Source organism: Thermocatellispora tengchongensis (assembly GCF_014202315.1).
Lineage (GTDB): Bacteria > Actinomycetota > Actinomycetes > Streptosporangiales > Streptosporangiaceae > Thermocatellispora > Thermocatellispora tengchongensis.
Window position 1 is genome coordinate 19,316 of the sequence record NZ_JACHGN010000003.1, and the last position, 21,162, is coordinate 40,477.

The window sequence follows — 21,162 nt, forward strand, 5'->3', positions numbered from 1 at the left end:
GGAGCATGGACTTCATCAGGGCCACGACCTGGGTCGACGCCCTGGCCGCGAAGGCGGCGCAGCCCGGCGCGGTGCCGATCCAGGGCGGCACCGACGTCATGGTGGAGATCAACTTCGACGTGCGCAGGCCGCCCGCGCTGCTCGACCTGACCCCGGTCGCCGAGCTGGCGGAGTGGTCCGAGCGCGACGGCGTGCTGCGGATCGGCGCCGGGGTGACGTACGCGCGGCTGATCGCCGAACTGGGCGACCGGCTGCCGGGGCTCGCCCAGGCGAGCCGGACGGTCGGCTCGTCGCAGATCCGCAACCGCGGCACCGTCGGCGGCAACCTGGGCGCGGCGTCCCCCGCCGGCGACGCGCACCCGCCGCTGCTGGCGGGCGACGCGGTGATCGAGGCCGAGAGCGCCGCGCGCGGGGTGCGGATGATCCCGGCCGCGGAGTTCTACCTCGGCGTCAAGCGCAACGCGCTCGCCCCCGACGAGCTGATCCGTGCCGTCCACGTGCGCCCGGCGGCGGGCCCGCAGTACTTCGCCAAGGTCGGCACCCGCAACGCGATGGTGATCGCGGTGTGCTCGGTCGCGGTCGCGCTGCACCCGGGAGAGCGGCGCGTGGGCACCGGCGTCGGCTCGGCGGCCCCGACCCCGCTGCGGGCCGCCGAGGCCGAGGAGTACCTGGCGGCCGAGCTGGACTGGGACTCCGGCCTGCCCGCGCCGGTGGCGGCCCGGTTCGGCGAGCTGGTGAGCGCCGCCGCCTCGCCGATCGACGACGTGCGCGGCACGGCGGCGTACCGGCGGCACGCGCTGGCGGTGCTGGCCCGGCGCACCCTGACCTGGGCCTGGAACGACTACCGGAAGGCGGCGGAGCGATGCGCCTGAACGTGACCGTGAACGGCCGCGCGGAGGCCGTGGACGACGTGTGGGAGGGCGAGAGCCTGCTGTACGTCCTGCGCGAGCGGCTGGGGCTGCCCGGCTCCAAGAACGCCTGCGAGCAGGGCGAGTGCGGTTCCTGCACGGTCTACCTGGACGGCGTGCCGGTGTGCGCCTGCCTGGTCGCCGCCGGGCAGGCCGAGGGGCGGGCCGTGCGCACCGTGGAGGGCCTGGCCGAGGGAGACCGGCTCGACCCGGTGCAGGAGGCGTTCGTCGAGGCGGGCGCGGTGCAGTGCGGCTTCTGCACCCCGGGCCTGCTGGTGCAGGCGCACGACCTGATCGAGCGCAACCCGCGCCCGTCCGACGCCGAGATCCGCGAGGCGCTGGCGGGCAACCTGTGCCGGTGCACCGGCTACGAGAAGATCCTGGACGCCGTGCGCCTGGCGGCGGCGCGCAAGGCGGGCGCCGCATGACGCTGGTCATCGAGGGCGCCTACGTCGTGCCGGTCGCCGGCGAGGAGATCCCGGACGGTCACGTGGTGATCGAGGGCGACCGGATCGCGGCCGTCGGCCCCGGCGCGTACGAGGGCGGGGGCGAGCGGATCGACGGGCGCGGCTGCGTGGTCACCCCGGGCCTGGTCAACACCCACCACCACCTGTACCAGTGGGCGACCCAGGGCCTGGCGAAGGACGGCACGCTGTTCGAGTGGCTGGTCGCGTCGTACCCGGTCTGGGCCCGCATGGACGCCGAGGTGGTGCACGGCGCGGCCACCGCGGGCCTGGGCTGGCTGGCGCTGTCGGGCTGCACCACCTCCACCGACCACCACTACGTCTTCCCCAGCGGGCGCGGCGACCTGTTCGCCGCCGAGGTGGAGGCGGCGCGCCGGGTCGGGCTGCGCTTCCACCCCTGCCGCGGCTCGATGGACCGGGGCGAGTCGCAGGGCGGGCTGCCGCCGGACGAGGTCGTGGAGTCCATCGACGCGATCCTCGCGCACACCGAGGAGGTCATCGCGGCCTACCACGACCCGTCGTACTCCTCGATGCTGCGCGTCGCGGTCGCGCCCTGCTCGCCGTTCTCGGTCTCGCGCGAGCTGATGACCGCCTCCGCCGAGCTGGCCCGCGCCCGCGGCGTGCGCCTGCACACCCACCTCGCCGAGACCCTGGACGAGGAGGAGCACTGCCGGGAGCAGTTCGGCGTCACCCCGGTGGAGTACCTCGACGACCTCGGCTGGCTCGGCCCGGACGTGTGGCTGGCCCACTGCGTGCACCTGCGCGAGAAGGACGTGGCGCGCTTCGCGGCCACCGGCACGGGGACGGCCCACTGCCCGTCCTCCAACGCCCGGCTCGGCGCCGGGATCGCGCGGGCCTCGGAGCTGCTGCGCGCCGGCGCGCCGATCGGGCTCGGCGTGGACGGCGCGGCCTCGGCGGAGATGACGCCGCTGGTGGGCGAGGTGCGCATGGCCATGCTGATGCAGCGGGCCAGGTACGGCCCGGCCGCGCTCACCGCCCGCGAGGCCCTGGCCATGGCCACGGCGGGCGGGGCCAGGTGCCTGGGCCGCCAGGACGAGCTGGGCACCCTGGAGCCGGGCAGGCTGGCCGACATCGCCGTGTGGCGGGTGGACGGCTACCACGCGGCCATCGACGACCCGGTGGTGGCGCTGGTGTACGGGAGCCCGCCGCCGCTGGCCCGGCTGCTGGTCGGCGGGGCCACGGTGGTCGAGGACGGCGAGCTGCGCACGATCGACGGCGGCACCCCGGCGCGGGCCGGCGCTGAGGCGCACCGGCGGCTGCTGCGGCAGGCGGCGGAGCCGGGCTGATCCCCGTGGGCGGCGGATGTGATGATGGACCACGATTCTCGCGACGGGCACGCCGTCCTGCCCGCTCGCACCGGGCAGGACGGCGTGCCCCACCATTGTCCACCAGGGAGCAGGTTTGGCTGAGACGTCCGGGCGCAACGGACATGTGGTTATCGCCCCCGACAAGTTCAAAGGGTCGCTGAGCGCCACGCAGGTGGCCCGCAGGGTGGCCGCCGGGCTCGGCCCCGAGGTGCGGTCCGTGTGCCTGCCGGTCGCCGACGGCGGCGACGGCACCGTGGACGCGGTCGTGGCCTTCGGCTACTCGCGGATCGAGGCCGAGGTCACCGGCCCGACCGGAGAGCGGATCACCGCCGCGTACGCCTGGCACCCGGGCGACGGCGAGGCCCCGCCGACCGCCGTGGTGGAGCTGGCCGAGGCGTCCGGGCTGCGCCGCCTGCCGCCCGCCGAGGCCGGCCCGGGTCAGGCGGCGGTCCCGGGCGCGCACGAGGGCGTGCGGCTCGCCCCGCTGACCGCGACCTCGCGCGGCACCGGCGACCTGATCGCCGCCGCCGTGCGCCGCGGCGCCCGCCGGGTCGTGCTGGGCCTGGGCGGCAGCGCGTGCACCGACGGCGGCACCGGCATGATGGCCGCCCTCGGCGTGCGCTTCCTGGACGCCGAGGGGGCCGAGCTGCCGCCCGGCGGCGGCGCGCTCACCTCGCTGGCCGCGATCGACACCGCCGGGCTGCTGCCCGAGCTGGCCGGGGTGGAGTTCGTGGTGGCCAGCGACGTGGACAACCCGCTGCTCGGCCCGCACGGCGCCGCCGCCGTCTACGGCCCGCAGAAGGGCGCCACCTCCGAGGACGTACGGGTGCTGGAGGCCGGGCTCGCCCGGCTGGCCGCCGTCGCCGCGCACACCCACGGCCTGGTCGGCGCGGCCGAGCACGACGGGATCGTCCGCAGCATGGGCGTTGCCGCCGAGCCGGGCGCCGGCGCGGCCGGGGGAGTGGGCTTCGCCGCGCTGGCGTTCCTGCGCGCGCAGGTGCGGCCGGGCATCGAGTACCTGCTGGAGCTGCTGGGCTTCGCCGAGCACCTGGAGGGCGCCCGGCTGGTGATCACCGGCGAGGGGGCCCTGGACGAGCAGACGCTGCGCGGCAAGGCCCCGGCCGGGGTGGCGGCGCGCGCGGTCAAGGCGGGCGTGCCGGTGGTCGCGGTGTGCGGGCGGCGCACGCTGGGCGATGAGGAGTTGCGCGCGGCCGGGATCGTCGCGGCGTACGCGCTGACCGACATCGAGCCCGACACCGCCCGGTGCATCGCCGAGGCGGGCCCGCTGCTGGAGCGGCTGGTGGCCGAGAGGGTCCGGGGCGCGCATGCGGTATGACCTGGTGGTCCGCTCGCGGCGGGCGGTGCTCGGCGACGGCGAGCGGCCCGCCGCGGTCGCGGTGCGCGACGGCAGGATCGCCGCCGTGCTCCCGTACGACGCGCCGCCGCCCGAGGCGGCCGAGTCGGCCGACCTCGGCGACGTGGCGCTGCTGCCCGGCCTGGTGGACACCCACGTGCACGTCAACGAGCCGGGGCGCACCCACTGGGAGGGCTTCGCCACCGCCACCAGGGCCGCGGCGGCCGGTGGCGTGACCACGATCGTGGACATGCCGCTGAACTCGCTGCCGCCGACCGTCGATGTCGCCGCGCTGGAGGTCAAGCGGGCGGCGGCGGCCGGGCAGGTCCACGTGGACGTGGGCTTCTGGGGCGGCGCGATCCCGGGCAACGCCGCCGGGCTGCGCGGCCTGCACGAGGCCGGGGTGTACGGCTTCAAGTGCTTCCTGTCGCCGTCGGGCGTGGACGAGTTCCCGCCGCTCGACGGCGCGGGCCTGCGCGAGGCGATGCGCGAGATCGCCTCCTTCGGCGGGCTGATGGTCGTGCACGCCGAGGACCCCCGGCTGCTCGCCGAGCCCGCCGGGCCGACGTACCCGCAGTTCCTGGCCTCGCGGCCGGGCGAGGCCGAGGCCCGCGCGGTCGAGGAGGTCATCGCGGCCGTGCGCGAGACCGGCGCCCGCGCGCACATCCTGCACGTCTCCTCGGCCGCCTGCCTGGAGCCGCTGGCCGCGGCGCGGGCGCGGGGCGTGCCCATCAGCGCCGAGACCTGCCCGCACTACCTGACGCTGACCGCCGAGGAGGTCGCCGGGCCCGAGTACAAGTGCTGCCCGCCCATCCGCGAGGCCGCCAACCGCGACGCGCTCTGGGACGCCCTGGCCGCGGGCGTACTGAGCTGCATCGTCTCCGACCACTCGCCGTCCACGCCCGACCTGAAGGTGCCCGACTTCGCCGCAGCCTGGGGCGGGGTGTCCTCGCTCCAGCTCGGCCTGTCCGCGATCTGGACAGAGGCGTCCGGCCGCGGGTACGGCCTGCGCGACGTCGTGCGCTGGATGGCCGAGGGCCCCGCGGCGCTGGCCGGGCTCGCCGGCAAGGGCGCCATCGCGCCCGGCAACGACGCCGACCTGGTCGCCTTCGACACCGGCGCCGACTTCGTCGTGGACGCCACCGCGCTGCACCACCGCAACCCCATCACTCCCTACGACGGCCGCACCCTCACCGGCGTCGTCCGCGCCACCTGGCTGCGCGGGCGGCGCGTGACCGGCGAGAAGCCCCTGGGAGCCCTGCTGTGACCGCGTTCACCCGGCTGCCCGACCTGGCCCTGCGCACGTACGGCGGCGCGGTGGTCGCGGCCAACGACGAGTCCTTCGCCGAGCGCGAGAACCTGATCCGTCCCGGACGCCCCGAGTTCCGCCCGCACACCTTCGGCGCCAAGGGCCAGGTGTACGACGGCTGGGAGACCCGCCGCCGCCGCGAGCCCGGCCACGACTGGGCGATCGTGCGCCTCGGCATGCCCGGCGTCGTGCGCGGGGTCGTGGTGGACACCGCCTGGTTCACCGGCAACTACCCCCCGTACGCCTCGGTGGAGGCGTGCGCGGTCGCCGGACACCCCTCGGTGGCCGAGCTCCAGGCCGCCGAGTGGACCGAGATCGTGCCCCGCTCGCCCATCGCGGGCGACACCGAGAACGCCTTCGGCGTACAGGACCCGCGCCGCTACACCCACGTACGGCTCAACATCCACCCCGACGGCGGTGTGGCCCGGCTGCGGGTGCACGGCGAGGTGGTCCCCGACCTGTCGGTGTGGGAGGGCATGGCCGTCGATCTGGCCGCGCTGCACAACGGCGGCCTGGTCACCGCCTGCTCCGACGAGTTCTACTCCTCGCCCAACAACGTCATCGCGCCCGGCCTGGCCCGCCACCAGGCCGAGGGCTGGGAGACCGCGCGCCGCCGCGACGGCGGCAACGACTGGCTCGTCGTCCGCCTGGGCGTGCCCGGGACCGTGCGGGTGGCCGAGCTGGACACCACCAACCTGGTGCACAACTCCCCGGCCGCCGCCGCGCTGTCGGGCCTGGACGCCCGCGTCTCCGCGCCGGACGACCCGTCGGCGTGGTTCGAGCTGCTGCCGCGCACCCGGCTCCAGCCCGACACCCCGCACCGCTTCCGCCTGCCCGCCCCCCGCCCGGCCACGCACGTGCGGCTCGACATCTACCCCGACGGCGGCCTGGCCCGCCTGCGCCTGCACGGCGACCCGGATCACGGATCGCCGCCCGCGTAGGACGGCGATCCGTGAGGGGCACGTGCCCCTGGCGCCTAGTGCCAGATGGTGACCTCGGTGCCGACGGGGGCCTCGCCGCCGATGGGGCGCTGGCCGCGGACCCGCTCGCTGCCGCGGCCGTAGAACTTGCGGGTCTTGACCCGGAAGCCCGCCGCGCGCAGCTCCTGCTGGGCGTCACGCACGTTCTTGTACAGGACGTTGGGGATGACGTTGAACGTGGTGTCGTCGTTGGCGTTCTCGTCGTTGTTCTCCCACGGCCAGTGCCACTCCTGCTGGCACTGGGACACGGTCAGGCTGACGAGGGCGCCCTTGTCGATCTCGGACTTGGCCTTGGGCTCCTGGGCGATCACCGTGCACGGCTGGGCGTCGTCGGCCTGCTCGATGACCTGGACGTTGAAGCCCTGCTCGCGCAGGAACTGCTCGGCCTGGTCGCGGGGGAGGCCCATCACGTCGGGGGTGAGCAGGCCGGCGCTGAGCACGATGTCGACCTTGCTGCCCTCCTTGACCTTCGCGCCCACCTGCGGGCTGCTGCGCAGGACGAGGCCGCGCTGGACGGTCTCGTTGGCGATCCGGGTCACGTCGTCGGGCACGAGCCCGGCCTCGGCCAGCCGGGCCTTCGCGTCGCCCTCGGACAGGCCCTGCACGTTGGGCACGGTGACCAGCTTGGGCCCCAGCGAGGGGATCAGGACGAGCCTGCTGCCCGGCTCGACCTCCGAGCCCCCGGCCGGATCGGTGCGCAGCACGTTGCCCTCGGGGACCTTGTCGTCGTTGACGCCCTCGCCGATGACCACCACGAAGCCGCGGCCCTCGGCCTCGGTCTTGGCCACGGTCAGGTTCTTGCCCAGCAGCTCGGGCACCGCGATCGCGCGTTCCTGGGAGAAGTACCAGCCGGTCAGGCCGACGGCGACGGCCATGAACGCGGCCAGGCCGACCAGGAACCAGCTCGGCCGCGGGCCGCGCCGCTCGCCGCCGGAGCGGGAGCGCCGCCCGCGCCCGCCCGGCTCGGCGGGCCCGGTCATCATCTCGGTACGCGGCTGGATCAGCGTGTGGCTCGGCCCCGCGACCGGCGGCGCGGCCGAGGCGTGCCCCGGCGGGGGCGGCACGGAGGCGGGGGACCCGGCCGGCGGCGGCAGCGAGCCCGGCGCGCCCGCGGCCATCGGGCCCGAGTCGTACAGGGACGTGGCGGCGGTGGGGGAGACGGGCGGGGTGGTGTCCTGCGGCAGTGTGCGGTGCGCCTCGACCGCGGCCACCAGCATCGCCGTGGCGTCGGCGGGCCGGGCCTCGGGCTCGCGGGCGGTCGCCGCGGCCACCAGGGTGTCGAGCTGCGGCGGGGTGCCGGGCACCAGGGACGAGGGCGGCGGCACGGTCTCGTGCACGTGCTTGTAGGCGATGGCCATCGGGCTCTCGCCCTCGTACGGCGGGCGGCCGACCAGCAGCTCGTACAGCATCACGCCGGCGGCGTAGACGTCGCTGCGCACGTCGGCCGCGCCCTTGGTGACCTGCTCGGGCGCCATGTAGCCGATCGTGCCGATCATGACGCCGGTGCGGGTCTGGTTGCTCGCCTCGACCGCGCGCGCCAGCCCGAAGTCGACGACCTTGACCCGGCCGTCGTCGGAGAGCAGCACGTTCTCCGGCTTCACGTCGCGGTGGATCATGCCCTGCTGGTGGGCCGCCCCCAGCGCGGCGAGGACCGGGATCATGATCTCCAGGGACTCGCGCGGACGCAGCCGGCCCCGCTCGCGCAGCACGTCGCGCAGCGTGCGCCCCGGGACGTACTCCATCGAGAGGTAGACGATGTCGGCGTCGGTGCCCTGGTCGAAGACCTGGACCACGTTGGGGTGGGAGAGGCTCGCCACGGACTTGGCCTCGCCGATGAACCGGCGCACGAACGCCGGGTCCTCGGCGAGGGAGCGGTGCATCACCTTCAGGGCCACCGTGCGGTCGAGCCGGATGTCCAGGGCGACGTAGACCGTGGCCATGCCGCCCCGTGCGATCCGGGACTCGACGCGGTAGCGCCCATCGACAAGGCGCCCGACGAGGGGGTCCGCAAGCGTCGTGTCCACCTGCCCGAGTTTACGGGCGTTCTGGCCTCCGGATGGCGCGGCCAGCCCAAACCGATGCCGAGCCGTTCCCCGGGAAACCCCAAGTTTCCCACTGGACGCGTCCCGGCACCCCTCGCGGCCTTTCCGGATGTCCGGAACCGGGCTCAGGGCGTCATCGGTGACGACGCCTGCGCGTGGCGTCTGCGGGGGATGCGGCCCGCCAGCCGGGCCAGGCGGCCCGCCTCCACCGCGGCCCGCATGGCGGCGGCCATCAGCTCCGGGTGCTGGGCGCGGGTCACCGCGGTCGCGAGCAGCACCGCGTCGCACCCCAGCTCCATCGCCAGCGCGGCATCGCTGGCGGTGCCGATGCCGGCGTCCAGGACGACCGGCACGGACGCCGCCTCCACGATCAGCTCGATGTTGTGCGGGTTGCGGATGCCGAGCCCGGAGCCGATCGGGGCGCCGAGCGGCATCACCGCCGCGCACCCGGCCTGCTCCAGCCTGCGCGCCAGCGCCGGATCGTCGCCGATGTACGGCAGCACCACGAAGCCGTCGGCGACCAGGCGCTCGGCCGCGTCGAAGGTCTCGATCGGGTCGGGCAGCAGGGTGCGCTCGTCGGAGATCACCTCCAGCTTCACCCAGTTGGTGCCCAGCGCCTCCCTGGCCAGCTTGGCGGTGAGCACCGCCTCGCCCGCGGTGAAGCAGCCCGCGGTGTTGGGCAGCACCTGGATGCCGCGCGCCCGCAGCACGTCCAGCACCGAGCCGCGCTGCCACGGGTCCAGCCGCCGCATGGCCACCGTGGTCAGCTCGGTGCCGGAGGCGGCCAGCGCCTGGTCCAGCACCTCCAGCGACGGCGCCCCGCCCGTGCCCATGATCAGCCGCGAGGAGAACTTCTGCCCCGCGATCACCAGCTCGTCCGCGCCGCCCTCGTGCGTCGCCGTCGTCGCCGTCGTCCCCATCGCGCTCATCCTCCCTGCACCGCCGTCAGCACCTCGACCCGGTCGCGCTCGGTCAGCGGCGTGGACGACCACGCGCCGCGCGTCACGACCTCGTCGTTCACGGCCACGGCGATGCCGCTGGTGGCCTGGGTCAGCGCCTGGACGGCGTGCGCCACCGTCGCCCCGTCGGGCAGCTCGTACGCCGCCCCGTTGATCGTCACGTTCATGGTGCGGTTTCCTCGACGTTCTCGAAACGCGTGGGTGAGCAGGAGGGCAGGGCGGGCCCGTCGCCGGCGACCAGCCCGGCGACGGTCTCCGCGGTGAGCGGCGCGAGCAGGACCCCGCCGCGGTGGTGCCCGGCGGCGAGCAGCAGGCCGGGCAGCGCGGTGCGGCCGATCAGGGGCAGGTTGTCCGGCGTGCCGGGCCGCAGGCCGGCGATCGTCTCGGCCACCTCAAGCTCGGTGATGCCGGGCACCAGCTCGCGCGCGTCGCGCAGCAGCTCCCACAGCCCGCCCGCGGTGACCCGGGTGTCGAAGGCCAGCTCCTCCTGGGTGGCCCCGAGTACCAGCTCGCCGTCACCGCGCGGGACGAGGTAGACCGGCGAGCCGTGCACCGTGCCGCGCACGCAGTGGCCGAGCAGCGGCTCGGGGGAGCGCAGGCGCATGATCTGGCCCTTGACCGGCCGCACCGGCGGCAGCACCCCGGGCGGCACGCCCGCGAGCCCGCCGCGGGTCACGCCGCCGGGCCCGGCCCAGGCGCCGGTGGCCAGGACGACGTGCTCCGCCGCGAGCGTCCGCCCGTCCGCCAGCCGGACGCCGGCGGCGCGGTCGCCGGCCGCCGTCAGCTCGGCCGCCCGTTCCCGCAGCACGGGCACGCCGCGCCCGTCCAGGGCGGCCAGCAGCGCCCGTACGACGCGGCGCGGATCGACCCAGGAGTCCTCGGGGGCCAGCAGCCCGCCGCGTACGGAGGGGGCGAGCATCGGCTCGATCCGGCGGCACTCGCGCCCGGTCAGCCGCTCCACCCGCAGCCCCAGCTTCTCCATGAACGCGCCCAGCTCGCCCAGCAGCGCGAGGTCGTCGGCGCCGAAGGCGACGTCGAGGGTCCCGTCCCGGCGCAGATCGAGGCCGAGCCCGCTCTCGTCGCTCAGCTCGGCGGCGAAGGCGGGCCACCGGGCCAGCGAGTCCAGGCCGAGCCGCAGCAGCGGCTCCTCGGTGTAGCTCACCTCGCTGACCGGCGCCAGCATGCCCGCCGCCGCGTGCGAGGCCCCCGACCCGGGGGCCGGGTCGGCGACGGCGACCCTCAGCCCGCGCCCGGCCAGCCGCCAGGCCGTGCTCAGACCCACCACGCCGCCGCCCACCACGACCGCGTCGAAGCGCCCGCCGATCCGGCCGCCCTGTGGCGCGCCCTGCCGTCCGCCGCGTTCTTGGTCGGCCCGTTCGCCGCGTTCTCCGCCGCGCTGTCCGCCGGGCCGCTCGCCGGGCCGTTCGCCGTGTTCTCGGCCGGGCCGCTCGCCGCGCTGTTCGCCCCGCTCTTCGCCGGGCAGTTCGCCGCGTTCTTGGTCGCGCTCTTCGTCGCGTCCGTCGTCGCGTTCGCCGCCGCGCTGATCGTCGCGCCGGTCGTCGTCTCGGTCGGTGATCTCCGGCTCCACTGCGCTCCCTTCGCCGGCATGACCCGGATCAGGTTCCGATACGGTCGAGGGCCGTGACAGCCCTCCTCTCAGCCCGGTACGTCCGGACTCCCGTGCGTCTTGTCCACATATCACCATAGATGGGGACAAGACGCACCTTGCACGCCGCCTCCTGCCGGTTGTGCGAATGAATTAGCGTTCTTGTCATCGAAACGCCATTGGCGCTCTGCGATGGAGCCGACTTAGGGTCGTGAGTTGTGAATCATGTCGTGGTGGTGGGGGCCGGTCTCGCCGGTGTGCGAAGCGTCGAAGCCCTCCGGGCCCACGGGTTCGGCGGCAGGATCACTCTGATCGGCGAGGAGCGGCACCGGCCGTACGACCGGCCGCCCCTTTCCAAGGCCGTGCTCGCGGGTGAGGCCGACTCGACGTTCGTCGAGTCCGACCTCGATGCTATGGACGTGGGATTCCGGCCGGGCGTGTCCGCCAAGGGACTGCGGCCCGGCGTGGTCGAGACGACGGAGGGCGAGCTGCCCTACGACGGGCTGGTCATCGCCACGGGCGCGACTCCCATCAGGCTGCGCGGCGAGGGCCCGCAGCACGTGCTCCGCACCATCGACGACGCCCTCGCGCTGCGCGAGCTGTTCGCGGGCGGCCCCGCTGTCGCGGTGGTCGGCGCGGGCTGGATCGGCGCGGAGGTCGCCACCGCCGCGCGCAAGGCGGGCTGCGAGGTGACCGTCGTCGAGGCCGGCGACGCGCCGCTCGCGGTCGCGCTGGGCGCGGAGACGGGCGCGTACACGATTCCCTGGTACGAACGGGCGGGCGTGCGGCTGCTGCTGTCCACGCGCGTCGCCACCGTCGATCCGGACGGGATCACCCTGGCCGACGGCACACCGCTCAAGGCCGACGTCGTGGTCACCGGCGTGGGCGTGCGGCCCGCGGTGGGCTGGCTCGACGGCTCGGGCATCCGGCTCGACAACGGCGTGGTCACCGACGAGCACCTGCGCACCTCCCTGCCCGGCGTGGTCGCCGTGGGCGACTGCGCCGCCTGGTGGTCGCGCCGCTTCCGCACCCGTTTACGCGTCGAGCACTGGGACACCGCGCTCGGCGCCCCCGACGTCGCCGCGGCGTCGCTGCTCGGCGAGGACGCCGTGTACGACCCCGTGCCCTACTTCTGGTCCGAGCAGTTCGGCCACATGGTCCAGTACGCCGGGCACCACCAGGCCGCCGCCAGGCGCGTCCTGCGCGGCGACCCCGCCGCCGACCCCAAGTGGGCGATCTGCTGGCTGACCGCCGACGACCGCCTCGCCGCCATCCTCACCGTGGACCGGCCGCGCGACCTGGTCCAGGGCAGGCGGCTGGTCGAGGGCGGGCAAAGACTCGATGTGGAACGGCTGATGGACCCCGCGATAACGTTGCGCGACTGTTCGGTGGCCTGATCGGGCCCGAAGGGTGTTTGGTGGGACGTCAGTCGTGGTAGTGGTGGATTCGTGACGCTTTCTGTTGCACAGATAGACCGGCAGACCGACGAGCTCGTGGGCGAGTGGCTCCCGCTGTCGGAGGTGGCCAAGCGCCTCGGCGTCAGCGCCGGGCGCGCCAAGCAACTGCTGAAGGACCGCAAGCTGATCGGGGTGCGCCGCGACGGCGGCGAACCCCAGGTGCCGGCCGCGTTCCTCGGCAAGGACGACGTGCTCAAGGGCCTTCCGGGCACCCTGACCGTGCTCGCCGACGCCGGGTACGACGACGTCGAATCCCTGCGCTGGCTGTTCACACCCGACCCCTCGCTGCCGGGCGCCCCGGTCGAGGCCATCGCGGCCGGCCGGCACACCGAGGTCAAGCGCCGGGCCCAGGCCCTTGCGTTCTGACCCCGGCCACACGTCCCGCACCGGCAGCCGTACGACGCGGGCGGAGCGCCTGAACTCCGCCCGCCTGTACCTGTGCACCGACGGCCGCAGGGAGCGCGGCGACCTGGCCGAGTTCCTCGACGCCGCGCTCGCCGGCGGCGTGGACATCCTCCAGCTCCGCGAGAAGGGCCTGGAGGCGCGCGAGGAGCTGGAACTGCTGGAGGTCTTCCGCGACGCCTGCGACCGCCACGGGGCGCTGCTGGCCGTCAACGACCGGGCCGACATCGCGTACGTGGCGCGGCCCGACATCCTTCACCTCGGCCAGGACGACCTGCCCGTGCCCGTGGCGCGCGAGATCCTGGGCGAGGACATCCTGATCGGCCGCTCCACCCACTCCGCGGACGAGGCGTCCGCGGCGGCGGTGGAGCCGGGCAGCGACTACTTCTGCTGCGGCCCGGTGTGGCCCACCCCGACCAAGGCCGGGCGCCCCGCGCCCGGCCCCGGCCTGCTCAAGCACGCCGCGGGGCTGCGCACCGAACGCCCGTGGTTCGCCATCGGCGGCATCGACCTGCGCAACCTCGACGAGGTCCTGTCGTGGGGCGCGCGCCGGGTGGTCGTGGTGCGTGCGATCACCGAGGCCGACGACCCGCGCGCCGCGGCGGCGGAGTTCGCCTCCAGGCTGGCCGCCGCAGGCTGACCGGGGGATCGCCGGCGGCTCACCCGGCGACCCAGGCCAGGGGTGGCGGACGGCTCGCCCCCGGCCGCCCCGGCCCGGGGTGGCTGACGGCTCACCCGGCTGCCCCGGCTCTGGGGGCTGACGGCTCACCCGGCGGCCCCGGCCCTGGGGGGCTGATGGCTCACCCGGCGGCCCCGGCGCGCCGCGCCCGGTACGCCCGCGCCGCCACCTGGGCGCCGCACGTACGGGCCTCGCAGTAGGCCGCCGCCAGGTTGCGCGAGCGGTCGTAGTAGCCGAGCCGGCAGGGCGGGTTGCGGCACGCCTTCACCCGGCTCCAGGTGCCCAGCAGGGCCAGCTCGGCGGCGGCGCCGAGTATCCGCCCGAACGCGCCCGCCACGCCGTCCTCCGCGGGCTCCAGCGCCGCCCCGCCGGCCCCGACCAGGGGCAGCACCGGGTGCAGCCTTCCGAACCGCCGCAGGCACGCCTCGTCGGCCTCGCGCACCGGCTCGCCCGCGTGCGACAGCAGCACCCCGATCAGCGCCTCCCGCAGCTCCCGCGCCGAGGCGAGGTCGTCCGGCGTGACCTGCGCGCCGGCCCCGGCGAGCCCCGCCTCCGTCAGCCACTCCCGGAACGACGCGGCGTCGTCCAGCCGCTCCCGGCCGCCGCGCAGCGCCCGCGTGTTGACGAAGCCGAGCACCAGTTCGGCGGCCGGGGACGGCACCAGCGGCGAGGTCACGGTCATGCCCGCAGCCTATGCCCCGGCTCTCGTCATGAGCTAACGTGCTACGGTAATGACGGCGTGGCGAGGAAGGGGGAGGCGTGCGCGAGCCGGACTTCGAGGACACCTTCGACGGCGACCGCCTCGACGACAGGCGGTGGGTCGCGGCGTACCTGCCGCAGTGGACGACCCGCGCCGCCGCCGCGGCCCGGTACCGCGTCGGCGGCGGCCTGCTGAGGTTGCGGATCGAGGAGGACCAGCCGCCGTGGTGCCCGGAGCTGGAGGGGGAGCTGCGCGTGTCGTCGCTGCAGACGGGGGTGTTCGCCGGGCCGGTCGGCAGCACCGTCGGCCAGCACGGGCGCGGGTCGGGCGCGGTCGTGCGCGAGGCGCAGCGCAACGTCCGGCTGCACACCCCCATGTACGGGCGGACCGAGATGCGGGCCAGGACCACCGACGACCCGCGCTCCATGGCGGCCCTGTGGCTGATCGGCTACGAGGACTCGCCCGAGCGGTCGGCCGAGATCTGCGTGTGCGAGATCTTCGGCCGCGACGTCGGTCCCGGGGCCACCCGCGTCGGCATGGGCCTGCACCCCTTCGGCGACCCGTCGATCACCGACGACTTCACCGTGGAGACCCTGCCGATCGACGCCCGCGACTTCCACGTGTACGCCGCCGAGTGGACCCCGCGCGAGGTGTCGTTCTTCGTGGACGGCCGCCACGTCAGGACCGTCGGCCAGTCGCCCGGCTACCCGATGCAGCTCATGCTCGGGATCTACGAGTTCCCCGGGCCGCCCGGCGGGCGCCCGTACCCCAAGGAGCTGGTCGTCGACTACGTGCGCACCTACCGCCCGTAGACGCCCGGCCCGGGGTCAGGTGCGGCGGGCCGTGGCGGCGATGGCCAGGCCGGTCAGGGCCTGGCGCGACTCGGGGGTGATCGGGGCCTGCTCCAGCGAGGCGAGCGCGTCGTCGAGGTACCGCTTGATCATCTCCTCGCACGCGGCCAGCGCGCCGGTCTCCTCGATGATCGCGCGCAGGCGGGCGACCCCCGCCTCGTCGAGCGCCGGGTCGCCGAGCAGCGCGCGCACGTCCTCCGCCTGGCGCGGCGTCGCCGAGCCCAGGGCGCGGGCGATCAGCATCGTCCGCTTGCCCTCGCGCAGGTCGTCGCCCGCCGGCTTGCCCGTCTCGGCCGGGTCGCCGAACACGCCCAGCACGTCGTCGCGGAGCTGGAAGGCGATGCCCACCGACCGGCCGTACTCCACGCACAGCCGCTCCATCCACGGCAGCTCGCCGCGCGCCGCGAGCGTCAGCCCCAGCCGCAGCGGCTGCTCCACCGAGTAGCGCCCGCTCTTGTACAGCGCGACCCGCAGCGCCCCCTCGAAGGTGCTCTCGCCCTCGGCCTGCTCCAGCAGGTCGAGGTACTGCCCGCACATCAGCTCCGTGCGCATGTGGTCGTGCAGCGGCATCGCGGCGTCCAGGGCCTCCTCGGCCAGCCCGGACGTGCGCCACATCTCGCCCGACCACAGCAGCAGCAGGTTGCCGAGCAGGATCGCCGCGCCCTCGCCGAACCGGCGGGCCGAGCCGTGCCAGCCCGAGCGCTCGTGCAGGGCCTCGAAGCGCTTGTGCGCCGCCGGCATGCCGCGGCGCAGGTCGCTTTTGTCCATCACGTCGTCGTGGATGAGCGCGCTCGCCTGAAGCAGCTCCAGCGAGGCCGCGGCGGTGACGATGGCCGGGTCGGGGCCGCCCCCCGCCGCGCGCCAGCCCCAGTAGCAGAACGCCGGGCGCAGCCGCTTGCCGCCGGCGAGGAACTCGTCCGCGGCCTGGAGCAGCGGCGCCAGGTCGGGGTCGGCGAGCAGCGGGCGCCGCAGGTCCAGGAACTTCCGCAGCGATTGGTCCACCTCGGCGCGGAGAGTGTCCAGCAGGGTGGCGGAAGTGTTCATGTTCCGAGGTTAACGGGAGTCCGGTATGTCCTGGTCCACGGACTCCCTCCCGGAGGGCGGCGTCTCGCATCGCGGATCATCGGCTTAGCTTTTCCCCACGGGTACCGTACTCTGGCAGCCATGGCTTTGGGTCGCCCGTCCAGACTTCCCGGCCGCGTGCCCACGATCCGCGAGCTGCTCGCGGCCGGGGACCGGTCGTTCTCCTTCGAGTTCTTCCCGCCGAAGACCGACGCGGGCGAGCGGCAGTTGTGGCGCGCGATCAGGGAGCTGGAGGCGCTGCGGCCGACGTTCGTCTCGGTCACCTACGGCGCGGGCGGCACGACCCGCGACCGCACCGTGGACGTCGTCGAGCGCGTCGCCCACGAGACCACGCTCACGCCCGTGGCCCACTTCACCGCGGTCAACCACTCCGTACGCGAGCTGCGCCACCTCATCGGCCGCTTCGCCGGGGCCGGGGTGCGCAACATCCTGGCCGTGCGCGGCGACCCGCCGGGCGACCCGATGGGCGAGTGGGTGCGCCACCCCGAGGGCGTGCTGTACGCCGAGGAGCTGGTCCGGCTGATCAAGCAGTCGGGCGACTTCTGTGTGGGCGTGGCGGCGTTCCCCTACAAGCACCCGCGTTCGCCGTCGATCGAGTCCGACACCGAGTACTTCGTGCGCAAGTGTCGCGCCGGGGCCGACTACGCGATCACCCAGATGTTCTTCCGCGCCGGCGACTACCTGCGCCTGCGCGACCGCGTGGCGGCGGCCGGCTGCGACACGCCGATCATCCCCGGCATCATGCCGGTCACGCAGTACTCCACCATCGCCAGGTCCGAGCAGCTCTCCGGGGCGCCGTTCCCGGCCGAGGTCGCGGCCCGCTTCGAGGAGGTCAAGGACGACCCGGCGGCGGTGCGGCGGCTCGGCATCGAGCACGCGGCCGAGCTGTGCGGCAGGCTGCTGGCCGAGGGCGCCCCGGGCATCCACTTCATCACCTTCAACCGGTCCAGCGCGACCCGCGAGGTGTTCCGGCGCATCCAGCCCGCCACGGCGTCGATCAGCGCCTAGACGGGCGGCGTACGCCCCTGGTCCTGCTCGCGCCGGACCAGGGGCAGCGGCGCGCCCACGATCGCGTAGCGCTCGTAGCCCCCGGGGAAGACGAACTGCGTCAGCAGATCGACGAAGCCCAGGCTGTGGTACAGGTGCCGGGCGGCGGTCGGCTGGTCGTGGGTCGAGAGCACGGCGGTGCGCTCGGGGCGGCCCTCGCACAGCTTGTGCATCATCGCCCGGCCGGTGCCCTTGCCCTGGTAGTCGGGGTGCACGTGCACCTCGGCGATCTCCAGCGCGTTGCCCAGCCAGCCCCGCGCCGCGCCCTCGCCGCCGCGCTCGCTGATCGAGCGGTGGATCACGTCGTGCCACCACTGGCCCGGCAGCCCGTGGAACCCGTACGCGAACCCGACCAGCACCCCGTCGGGACGCTCGGCGAAGACGCAGGTGAAGTCGGGGTAGGTGGCGTGCGTGCGCATGATCCCCTTGCGGCCCGCGAGCTGGTCGGCGGGCGGGCGCATCGCGGCGGTGTAGATCTCGATGGCCCGGTCCAGGGCCGCGCCGAACTCGTCGGGCCCGACGCGTCGCAGTGCGATCACTTTTCGCACACTAGCAGGGACTCCAGGCCGGTACGCCCGGGGTGCCGGTCACTCCACCTCGACGGGGGTGCCCCCGGTGATGCGCACCAGCTCGTCGAAACTCGTCGGGAACACCGTGTGGGGGTGGCCGCCCGCCGCCCACACCACCTCGTGCTTGCCCAGCCAGGTGTCCACCAGCGTGCGTACGGGCGCGGGGTGCCCCACCGGGGCCACGCCGCCGATCGGCTGGCCGGTGGCCTGCCTGACGAACTCCGGGGTGGCCCGCTTGACCTTCTGCGCGCCGATCGTCCGGGCGATGAGCGCGGTGTCCACCCGGTGGGCGCCGCTGGTGAGCACCAGCAGCGGCTTGCCGTCGGCGTCGAAGATCAGGCTGTTGGCGATGGCCCCGATCTCGCAGCCGAGCTGGGCCGCGGCGGTGGCGGCCGTGGGCGCGGAGTCGGGCAGTACGACGATCTCGCCGGTCGCGCCCAGCTCCCGCAGGGCGTTGGCGACGTTCACGGCGTTCGGATGCAGTTTCTCGGGCACGCGGACAGCCTAGACAACATGCCGCGGCGGTAGCCATTGATTACGGATAGGTGACCGAACTCCACAATGCGTGGTCATTGCGCTATCGTCCATTTTTTCGGTGTATGCAGAAAGTAGAGGTGGATGAAGGTATGGGGGATGCTATGGGGATCAAGCGACGGCTCGGCACGGCGGCGATCGCGGCGGCGGGCGCGCTCCTCCTGTCCGCGCCGGGCGCGGCACTCCCCGCGCAGGCCGCCGCGCCTGCCCGGCCCGCGACCGCCGCGACGGCGCAGCAGGCGGAACCGGCACCCTTCACCGCCCCCGGCAAGAAGCTCAAGCTCGGCGCCAAGGGGGCCGCGGTCAAGCAGCTCCAGGCCAGGCTGAAGGAGCTCGGCTACCCCCCCGGCAGGATCGACGGCCGGTACGGCGGCGCCACCCTGTCCGCCGTGTGGGCCTTCCAGAAGGTCAACGGCATCACGCCCACCAGCACGGTCGCCGCCCGCACCTGGCGGGCCCTGGAGGACCCCAAGGCGCCCAAGGTGCTGGTGCCCAAGGGGAGGCCGACCCGGGTCGAGATCAACCTGACCAGGCAGATCATGGTGCTGTACGTGAAGGGCGAGGCGAAGCTGATCAGCCACACGTCCTCCGGCAGCAACGTCCCCTACTGCGAGACCGCCGTCTGGCAGGGCAAGAAGCAGCGGTTCTGCGGCAGCGCGCGGACCCCCACCGGCGACTACAAGACCACCTGGCGGGTGAGCGGCTGGCACCGCTCCTACCTCGGGCAGCTCTACAACCCCATCTTCTTCAACGGCGGCATCGCGCTGCACGGGGCGCTGTCGGTGCCGCTCGCGCCGGCCTCCCACGGGTGCGTACGGCTGCCCATGCACGTCGCGGAGATCCTCCCCGGCATGCTCGGCAAGGGTGTCCCGGTGCACGTCAGGGGCGCCTTCCGCCGCTGACGCCCGCGCCGCCGCCCTCCACCCGTTGATCGAACCTGTGTTCGGCTGAAGCTTGACAGTAGGAACGGTCGAAATTATGTTCGATGGTGAGAACGGGACTCGCGGCCCGTTCCCCAGGGCGGTGGGCGGCGTCCTCGTCGTCGGCGGAGACGAGTGGGCGCCGCCCGGCCGGGCGGGGAGAGGGGAAGCTCCTCGTCCGGCCGCCCGGAGGATTTGTCGGTGGCGTCTGCCAAAGTGGCCCTCACCGGCGAAGACACCGGGAGCCGCCACGAGCGAGGGAGGCTTCAGCATGACCCCAAGGCTCAACGACATGAGCGGGCCACGATTGTCGCCCACGGCCCGGGCCCGCCTGGCCGACGCACGCGACTGCCTGGCCCAGGCGGCCTCGGCCCGCACCCCGGCGACCCGCTACGTCTCAGCCCACCTGGCGGCCCTCCGCGCCGCCGCGGCCGTCCTGGCCGCCCGCCCCCAACCCATGGACGGCCGCAGGCGCCGCCTCCGCAGCGCCTGGGAACTCCTCCCCGAGGCCGAGCCGAGACTGGCCGAGTGGGCCCCCTACTTCGCGGTCAGCGCCACCCGGCGCGCCGCGGTGGAGGCCGGCATGCTCCACGCCGTCACCGCCCACGACGCCGACGAACTCCTCACCGAGGCCGAGAACTTCCTCGGCACCGTGGAAACCCTCCTCAACGTCCACGGCCAACCCCCACTCCCGACGACCATCCCCCTGGCCGGCTGACCCAATCCCGGAACGCGCCCCGTAACGGCCCCGTTCCCACCCCCCACCCCCGCCCCCAGGCGACCAGGACCGTCCCGTCTGTACGGTGCAGGCCCGGACGTTGCGGCCCGCAGACGCGGCCGTGCGTGCATGCTGCCGGGGCAGCGGGCGGCACTCCCATCGCACCGGGGCGTTCCCATCCCGTCTCGCAGCGTGCCGCGTCCCACTCACCGGCCGTTTCCACCCTCACCCTGGACCGCGCTCGACCGCCGGGGCGCCAGGGTCATCGGCCATCCGCCCGTCCGCCTGTAACGGTGCAGGCCCGGGCATCGCGCTCCAGACCCGGCCGTTGCGTGCATGCTGCCGGGCAGCGGGCGGCACTCCCATCGCACCGGGGCCGTTCCCATCCCGTCCCGCAGGGCGATCACGACCGGACCCGCTCCCAGGACCGAGATCAACCGGCTCGCGTGGCGCCCACTGTCGTTGCACCCGCTGTCCGTTCACTGATGCCCCGCCGGCGGAACTCAGTCATCTTCACGACGGCTGCTGGGGTCGAGGCCGGTCCTTCACCCGATCGCATTCCAGAGGGTGGAAGGCTCACTGTATTTGAGCAGGCAGTGACGGGTAGTGGCCCGATATGACCATTCCTGACGAGAACGCGCCCAAGACCGGCACCGAACCTCTTCTGGAAGCCGCGCAGGAGGACGAGGAGAGCAACACCGGCGAGCCGCAGACGTCGGCCGGTGAGGCGATGCGGGAAGCCATGAACACGTCGGACCGGACCGAGGAAGAGATCGCCGGGACGTCCGACGACACCGACAGCGCCGGCGGGCAGTGAGAACCGGCCCCCGGTGGATCTGAAACCCGTCATCGAGGCGGTCGGTGAGACGATCGACCTCGCCGGGGTCGCCGCCATCGTGGTGGGGATCGTGGTGGCGACGTGTCAGTTCGGCTATCGGCTGCTGGCCCGACGCCCGGCTCATGTCGCCTACCGGAGGTATCGCAAAGGGCTCGGCCGGGCCATCCTGCTGGGGCTCGAATTTCTCGTCGCCGGCGACATCATCCGCACGGTCGCGATCTCCCCGACCTTCGCCGGCGTCGGGGTGCTCGCCGTGATCGTCCTGGTGCGTACGTTCCTCAGCTTCTCGCTGGAGGTGGAGCTGGAGGGCCGCTGGCCCTGGCAGGCACCGGCCGAACCGGCCCGCTACCCTGCGGGTCCAACCCCGGCGTGACCGCAGAGTGATGGGCGGTGCCGCAGCGGTCCTGCTCGGGG

The 21,162-nt window shown here is 74.4% G+C and carries 24 protein-coding genes; 16 read left to right on the plus strand and 8 right to left on the minus strand.

Annotated features, from left to right (window positions below):
* Positions 1-5 precede the first annotated feature (5 nt).
* From HNP84_RS06530 to alc, 6 genes are all read left to right on the plus strand, one after another.
* A complete protein-coding gene (locus tag HNP84_RS06530; RefSeq protein ID WP_185048495.1) occupies positions 6-872 on the plus strand; it encodes an FAD binding domain-containing protein in 867 nt (288 codons plus the stop codon).
* Entirely contained in the window at positions 863-1,336 is a 474-nt protein-coding gene (locus tag HNP84_RS06535) for a (2Fe-2S)-binding protein (protein ID WP_185048496.1), read from the plus strand. The genes HNP84_RS06530 and HNP84_RS06535 overlap by 10 nt, the downstream gene beginning before the upstream one ends.
* Positions 1,333-2,679: an 8-oxoguanine deaminase gene (locus HNP84_RS06540; RefSeq protein ID WP_185048497.1), complete on the plus strand. Its 1,347-nt coding sequence runs from the start codon at positions 1,333-1,335 to the stop codon at positions 2,677-2,679. Before HNP84_RS06535 ends, HNP84_RS06540 begins: the two co-directional genes overlap by 4 nt.
* 115 nt (positions 2,680-2,794) lie before the next feature.
* Positions 2,795-4,036 carry a glycerate kinase gene (locus tag HNP84_RS06545; protein WP_221335963.1) on the plus strand — a complete coding sequence of 414 codons (1,242 nt, stop codon included), beginning with the start codon at positions 2,795-2,797 and terminating at the stop codon, positions 4,034-4,036.
* A complete protein-coding gene (gene allB / locus HNP84_RS06550) occupies positions 4,026-5,321 on the plus strand; it encodes an allantoinase AllB (protein ID WP_185048498.1) in 1,296 nt (431 codons plus the stop codon). The genes HNP84_RS06545 and allB overlap by 11 nt, the downstream gene beginning before the upstream one ends.
* Entirely contained in the window at positions 5,318-6,304 is a 987-nt protein-coding gene (gene alc, locus HNP84_RS06555) for an allantoicase (RefSeq protein ID WP_185048499.1), read from the plus strand. The genes allB and alc overlap by 4 nt, the downstream gene beginning before the upstream one ends.
* A 35-nt stretch (positions 6,305-6,339) precedes the next feature.
* On the opposite strand, the gene pknB is transcribed toward alc, so the two are convergent.
* The 4 genes from pknB to thiO all read right to left on the minus strand — a co-directional run bounded on the left by pknB (position 6,340) and on the right by thiO (position 10,668).
* Positions 6,340-8,367: a Stk1 family PASTA domain-containing Ser/Thr kinase gene (gene pknB / locus HNP84_RS06560; RefSeq protein WP_185048500.1), complete on the minus strand. Its 2,028-nt coding sequence runs from the start codon at positions 8,365-8,367 to the stop codon at positions 6,340-6,342.
* A 143-nt stretch (positions 8,368-8,510) separates the two neighbouring features.
* Positions 8,511-9,305: a thiazole synthase gene (locus HNP84_RS06565; protein WP_185048501.1), complete on the minus strand. Its 795-nt coding sequence runs from the start codon at positions 9,303-9,305 to the stop codon at positions 8,511-8,513.
* Positions 9,306-9,310: 5 nt separating this feature from the next.
* On the minus strand, positions 9,311-9,511 hold the full coding sequence (thiS, locus tag HNP84_RS06570; RefSeq protein WP_185048502.1) for a sulfur carrier protein ThiS: 201 nt from the start codon (positions 9,509-9,511) through the stop codon (positions 9,311-9,313).
* On the minus strand, positions 9,508-10,668 hold the full coding sequence (gene thiO, locus HNP84_RS06575; protein ID WP_185048973.1) for a glycine oxidase ThiO: 1,161 nt from the start codon (positions 10,666-10,668) through the stop codon (positions 9,508-9,510). The genes thiS and thiO overlap by 4 nt, the downstream gene beginning before the upstream one ends.
* Positions 10,669-10,707: 39 nt before the next feature.
* Here thiO and HNP84_RS57045 point away from each other — a divergent pair, with 39 nt between their 5' ends.
* The 4 genes from HNP84_RS57045 (at position 10,708) to thiE (ending at position 13,449) form a co-directional block, all read left to right on the plus strand.
* Complete coding sequence (locus HNP84_RS57045; RefSeq protein WP_425585952.1) at positions 10,708-10,989, plus strand: hypothetical protein; 282 nt, start codon at positions 10,708-10,710, stop codon at positions 10,987-10,989.
* 179 nt (positions 10,990-11,168) lie between these two features.
* Entirely contained in the window at positions 11,169-12,347 is a 1,179-nt protein-coding gene (locus HNP84_RS06580; RefSeq protein WP_185048503.1) for an NAD(P)/FAD-dependent oxidoreductase, read from the plus strand.
* 51 nt (positions 12,348-12,398) lie between these two features.
* On the plus strand, positions 12,399-12,773 hold the full coding sequence (locus HNP84_RS06585; RefSeq protein ID WP_185048504.1) for an Rv2175c family DNA-binding protein: 375 nt from the start codon (positions 12,399-12,401) through the stop codon (positions 12,771-12,773).
* The gene (gene thiE / locus HNP84_RS06590; protein WP_185048505.1) at positions 12,763-13,449 is read left to right on the plus strand and encodes a thiamine phosphate synthase; all 687 of its coding nucleotides are present in this window, start codon (positions 12,763-12,765) and stop codon (positions 13,447-13,449) included. The genes HNP84_RS06585 and thiE overlap by 11 nt, the downstream gene beginning before the upstream one ends.
* A gap of 160 nt (positions 13,450-13,609) precedes the next feature.
* Here thiE and HNP84_RS06595 read toward each other — a convergent pair whose 3' ends face one another.
* The gene (locus tag HNP84_RS06595; RefSeq protein ID WP_185048506.1) at positions 13,610-14,170 is read right to left on the minus strand and encodes a CGNR zinc finger domain-containing protein; all 561 of its coding nucleotides are present in this window, start codon (positions 14,168-14,170) and stop codon (positions 13,610-13,612) included.
* Between the two features lie 77 nt (positions 14,171-14,247).
* Between HNP84_RS06595 and HNP84_RS55870 the strand changes: the two genes are divergently transcribed.
* The gene (locus tag HNP84_RS55870; protein ID WP_185048507.1) at positions 14,248-15,000 is read left to right on the plus strand and encodes a glycoside hydrolase family 16 protein; all 753 of its coding nucleotides are present in this window, start codon (positions 14,248-14,250) and stop codon (positions 14,998-15,000) included.
* 15 nt (positions 15,001-15,015) lie between these two features.
* Here HNP84_RS55870 and HNP84_RS06605 read toward each other — a convergent pair whose 3' ends face one another.
* A complete protein-coding gene (locus HNP84_RS06605; protein ID WP_185048508.1) occupies positions 15,016-16,083 on the minus strand; it encodes a polyprenyl synthetase family protein in 1,068 nt (355 codons plus the stop codon).
* A gap of 120 nt (positions 16,084-16,203) precedes the next feature.
* Here HNP84_RS06605 and metF point away from each other — a divergent pair, with 120 nt between their 5' ends.
* The gene (gene metF, locus HNP84_RS06610; protein WP_185048509.1) at positions 16,204-17,130 is read left to right on the plus strand and encodes a methylenetetrahydrofolate reductase [NAD(P)H]; all 927 of its coding nucleotides are present in this window, start codon (positions 16,204-16,206) and stop codon (positions 17,128-17,130) included.
* Here metF and HNP84_RS06615 read toward each other — a convergent pair.
* Together HNP84_RS06615 and HNP84_RS06620 are read right to left on the minus strand one after the other, a co-directional pair.
* Entirely contained in the window at positions 17,127-17,708 is a 582-nt protein-coding gene (locus HNP84_RS06615) for a GNAT family N-acetyltransferase (RefSeq protein ID WP_312924016.1), read from the minus strand. The two genes, metF and HNP84_RS06615, sit on opposite strands and share 4 nt — an antisense overlap.
* 48 nt (positions 17,709-17,756) lie before the next feature.
* On the minus strand, positions 17,757-18,233 hold the full coding sequence (locus HNP84_RS06620) for a YbaK/EbsC family protein (RefSeq protein ID WP_185048510.1): 477 nt from the start codon (positions 18,231-18,233) through the stop codon (positions 17,757-17,759).
* A gap of 143 nt (positions 18,234-18,376) precedes the next feature.
* Between HNP84_RS06620 and HNP84_RS06625 the strand changes: the two genes are divergently transcribed.
* From HNP84_RS06625 to HNP84_RS06640, 4 genes are all read left to right on the plus strand, one after another.
* The gene (locus tag HNP84_RS06625) at positions 18,377-19,174 is read left to right on the plus strand and encodes a L,D-transpeptidase family protein (RefSeq protein WP_185048511.1); all 798 of its coding nucleotides are present in this window, start codon (positions 18,377-18,379) and stop codon (positions 19,172-19,174) included.
* Positions 19,175-19,463: 289 nt separating this feature from the next.
* Positions 19,464-19,910 carry an SAV_6107 family HEPN domain-containing protein gene (locus tag HNP84_RS06630; protein ID WP_185048512.1) on the plus strand — a complete coding sequence of 149 codons (447 nt, stop codon included), beginning with the start codon at positions 19,464-19,466 and terminating at the stop codon, positions 19,908-19,910.
* A gap of 616 nt (positions 19,911-20,526) precedes the next feature.
* Complete coding sequence (locus HNP84_RS06635) at positions 20,527-20,727, plus strand: hypothetical protein (RefSeq protein WP_185048513.1); 201 nt, start codon at positions 20,527-20,529, stop codon at positions 20,725-20,727.
* Positions 20,728-20,740: 13 nt separating this feature from the next.
* Entirely contained in the window at positions 20,741-21,121 is a 381-nt protein-coding gene (locus tag HNP84_RS06640) for a DUF1622 domain-containing protein (protein ID WP_185048514.1), read from the plus strand.
* The last annotated feature ends 41 nt before the right edge of the window (positions 21,122-21,162 follow it).

Excerpts from the sequence above, each read along its gene's own strand:
- HNP84_RS06530 (WP_185048495.1), top strand. The coding sequence starts at position 6 with ATGGACTTCATCAGGGCCACGACCTGGGTCGACGCCCTGGCCGCGAAG.
- HNP84_RS06535 (WP_185048496.1), top strand. The coding sequence starts at position 863 with ATGCGCCTGAACGTGACCGTGAACGGCCGCGCGGAGGCCGTGGACGAC.
- HNP84_RS06540 (WP_185048497.1), top strand. The coding sequence starts at position 1,333 with ATGACGCTGGTCATCGAGGGCGCCTACGTCGTGCCGGTCGCCGGCGAG.
- allB (WP_185048498.1), top strand. The coding sequence starts at position 4,026 with ATGCGGTATGACCTGGTGGTCCGCTCGCGGCGGGCGGTGCTCGGCGAC.
- HNP84_RS06565 (WP_185048501.1), bottom strand. The coding sequence starts at position 9,305 with ATGGGGACGACGGCGACGACGGCGACGCACGAGGGCGGCGCGGACGAG.
- thiS (WP_185048502.1), bottom strand. The coding sequence starts at position 9,511 with ATGAACGTGACGATCAACGGGGCGGCGTACGAGCTGCCCGACGGGGCG.
- HNP84_RS06595 (WP_185048506.1), bottom strand. The coding sequence starts at position 14,170 with ATGACCGTGACCTCGCCGCTGGTGCCGTCCCCGGCCGCCGAACTGGTG.
- HNP84_RS06605 (WP_185048508.1), bottom strand. The coding sequence starts at position 16,083 with ATGAACACTTCCGCCACCCTGCTGGACACTCTCCGCGCCGAGGTGGAC.
- metF (WP_185048509.1), top strand. The coding sequence starts at position 16,204 with ATGGCTTTGGGTCGCCCGTCCAGACTTCCCGGCCGCGTGCCCACGATC.
- HNP84_RS06625 (WP_185048511.1), top strand. The coding sequence starts at position 18,377 with ATGGGGATCAAGCGACGGCTCGGCACGGCGGCGATCGCGGCGGCGGGC.
- HNP84_RS06630 (WP_185048512.1), top strand. The coding sequence starts at position 19,464 with ATGACCCCAAGGCTCAACGACATGAGCGGGCCACGATTGTCGCCCACG.
- HNP84_RS06635 (WP_185048513.1), top strand. The coding sequence starts at position 20,527 with ATGACCATTCCTGACGAGAACGCGCCCAAGACCGGCACCGAACCTCTT.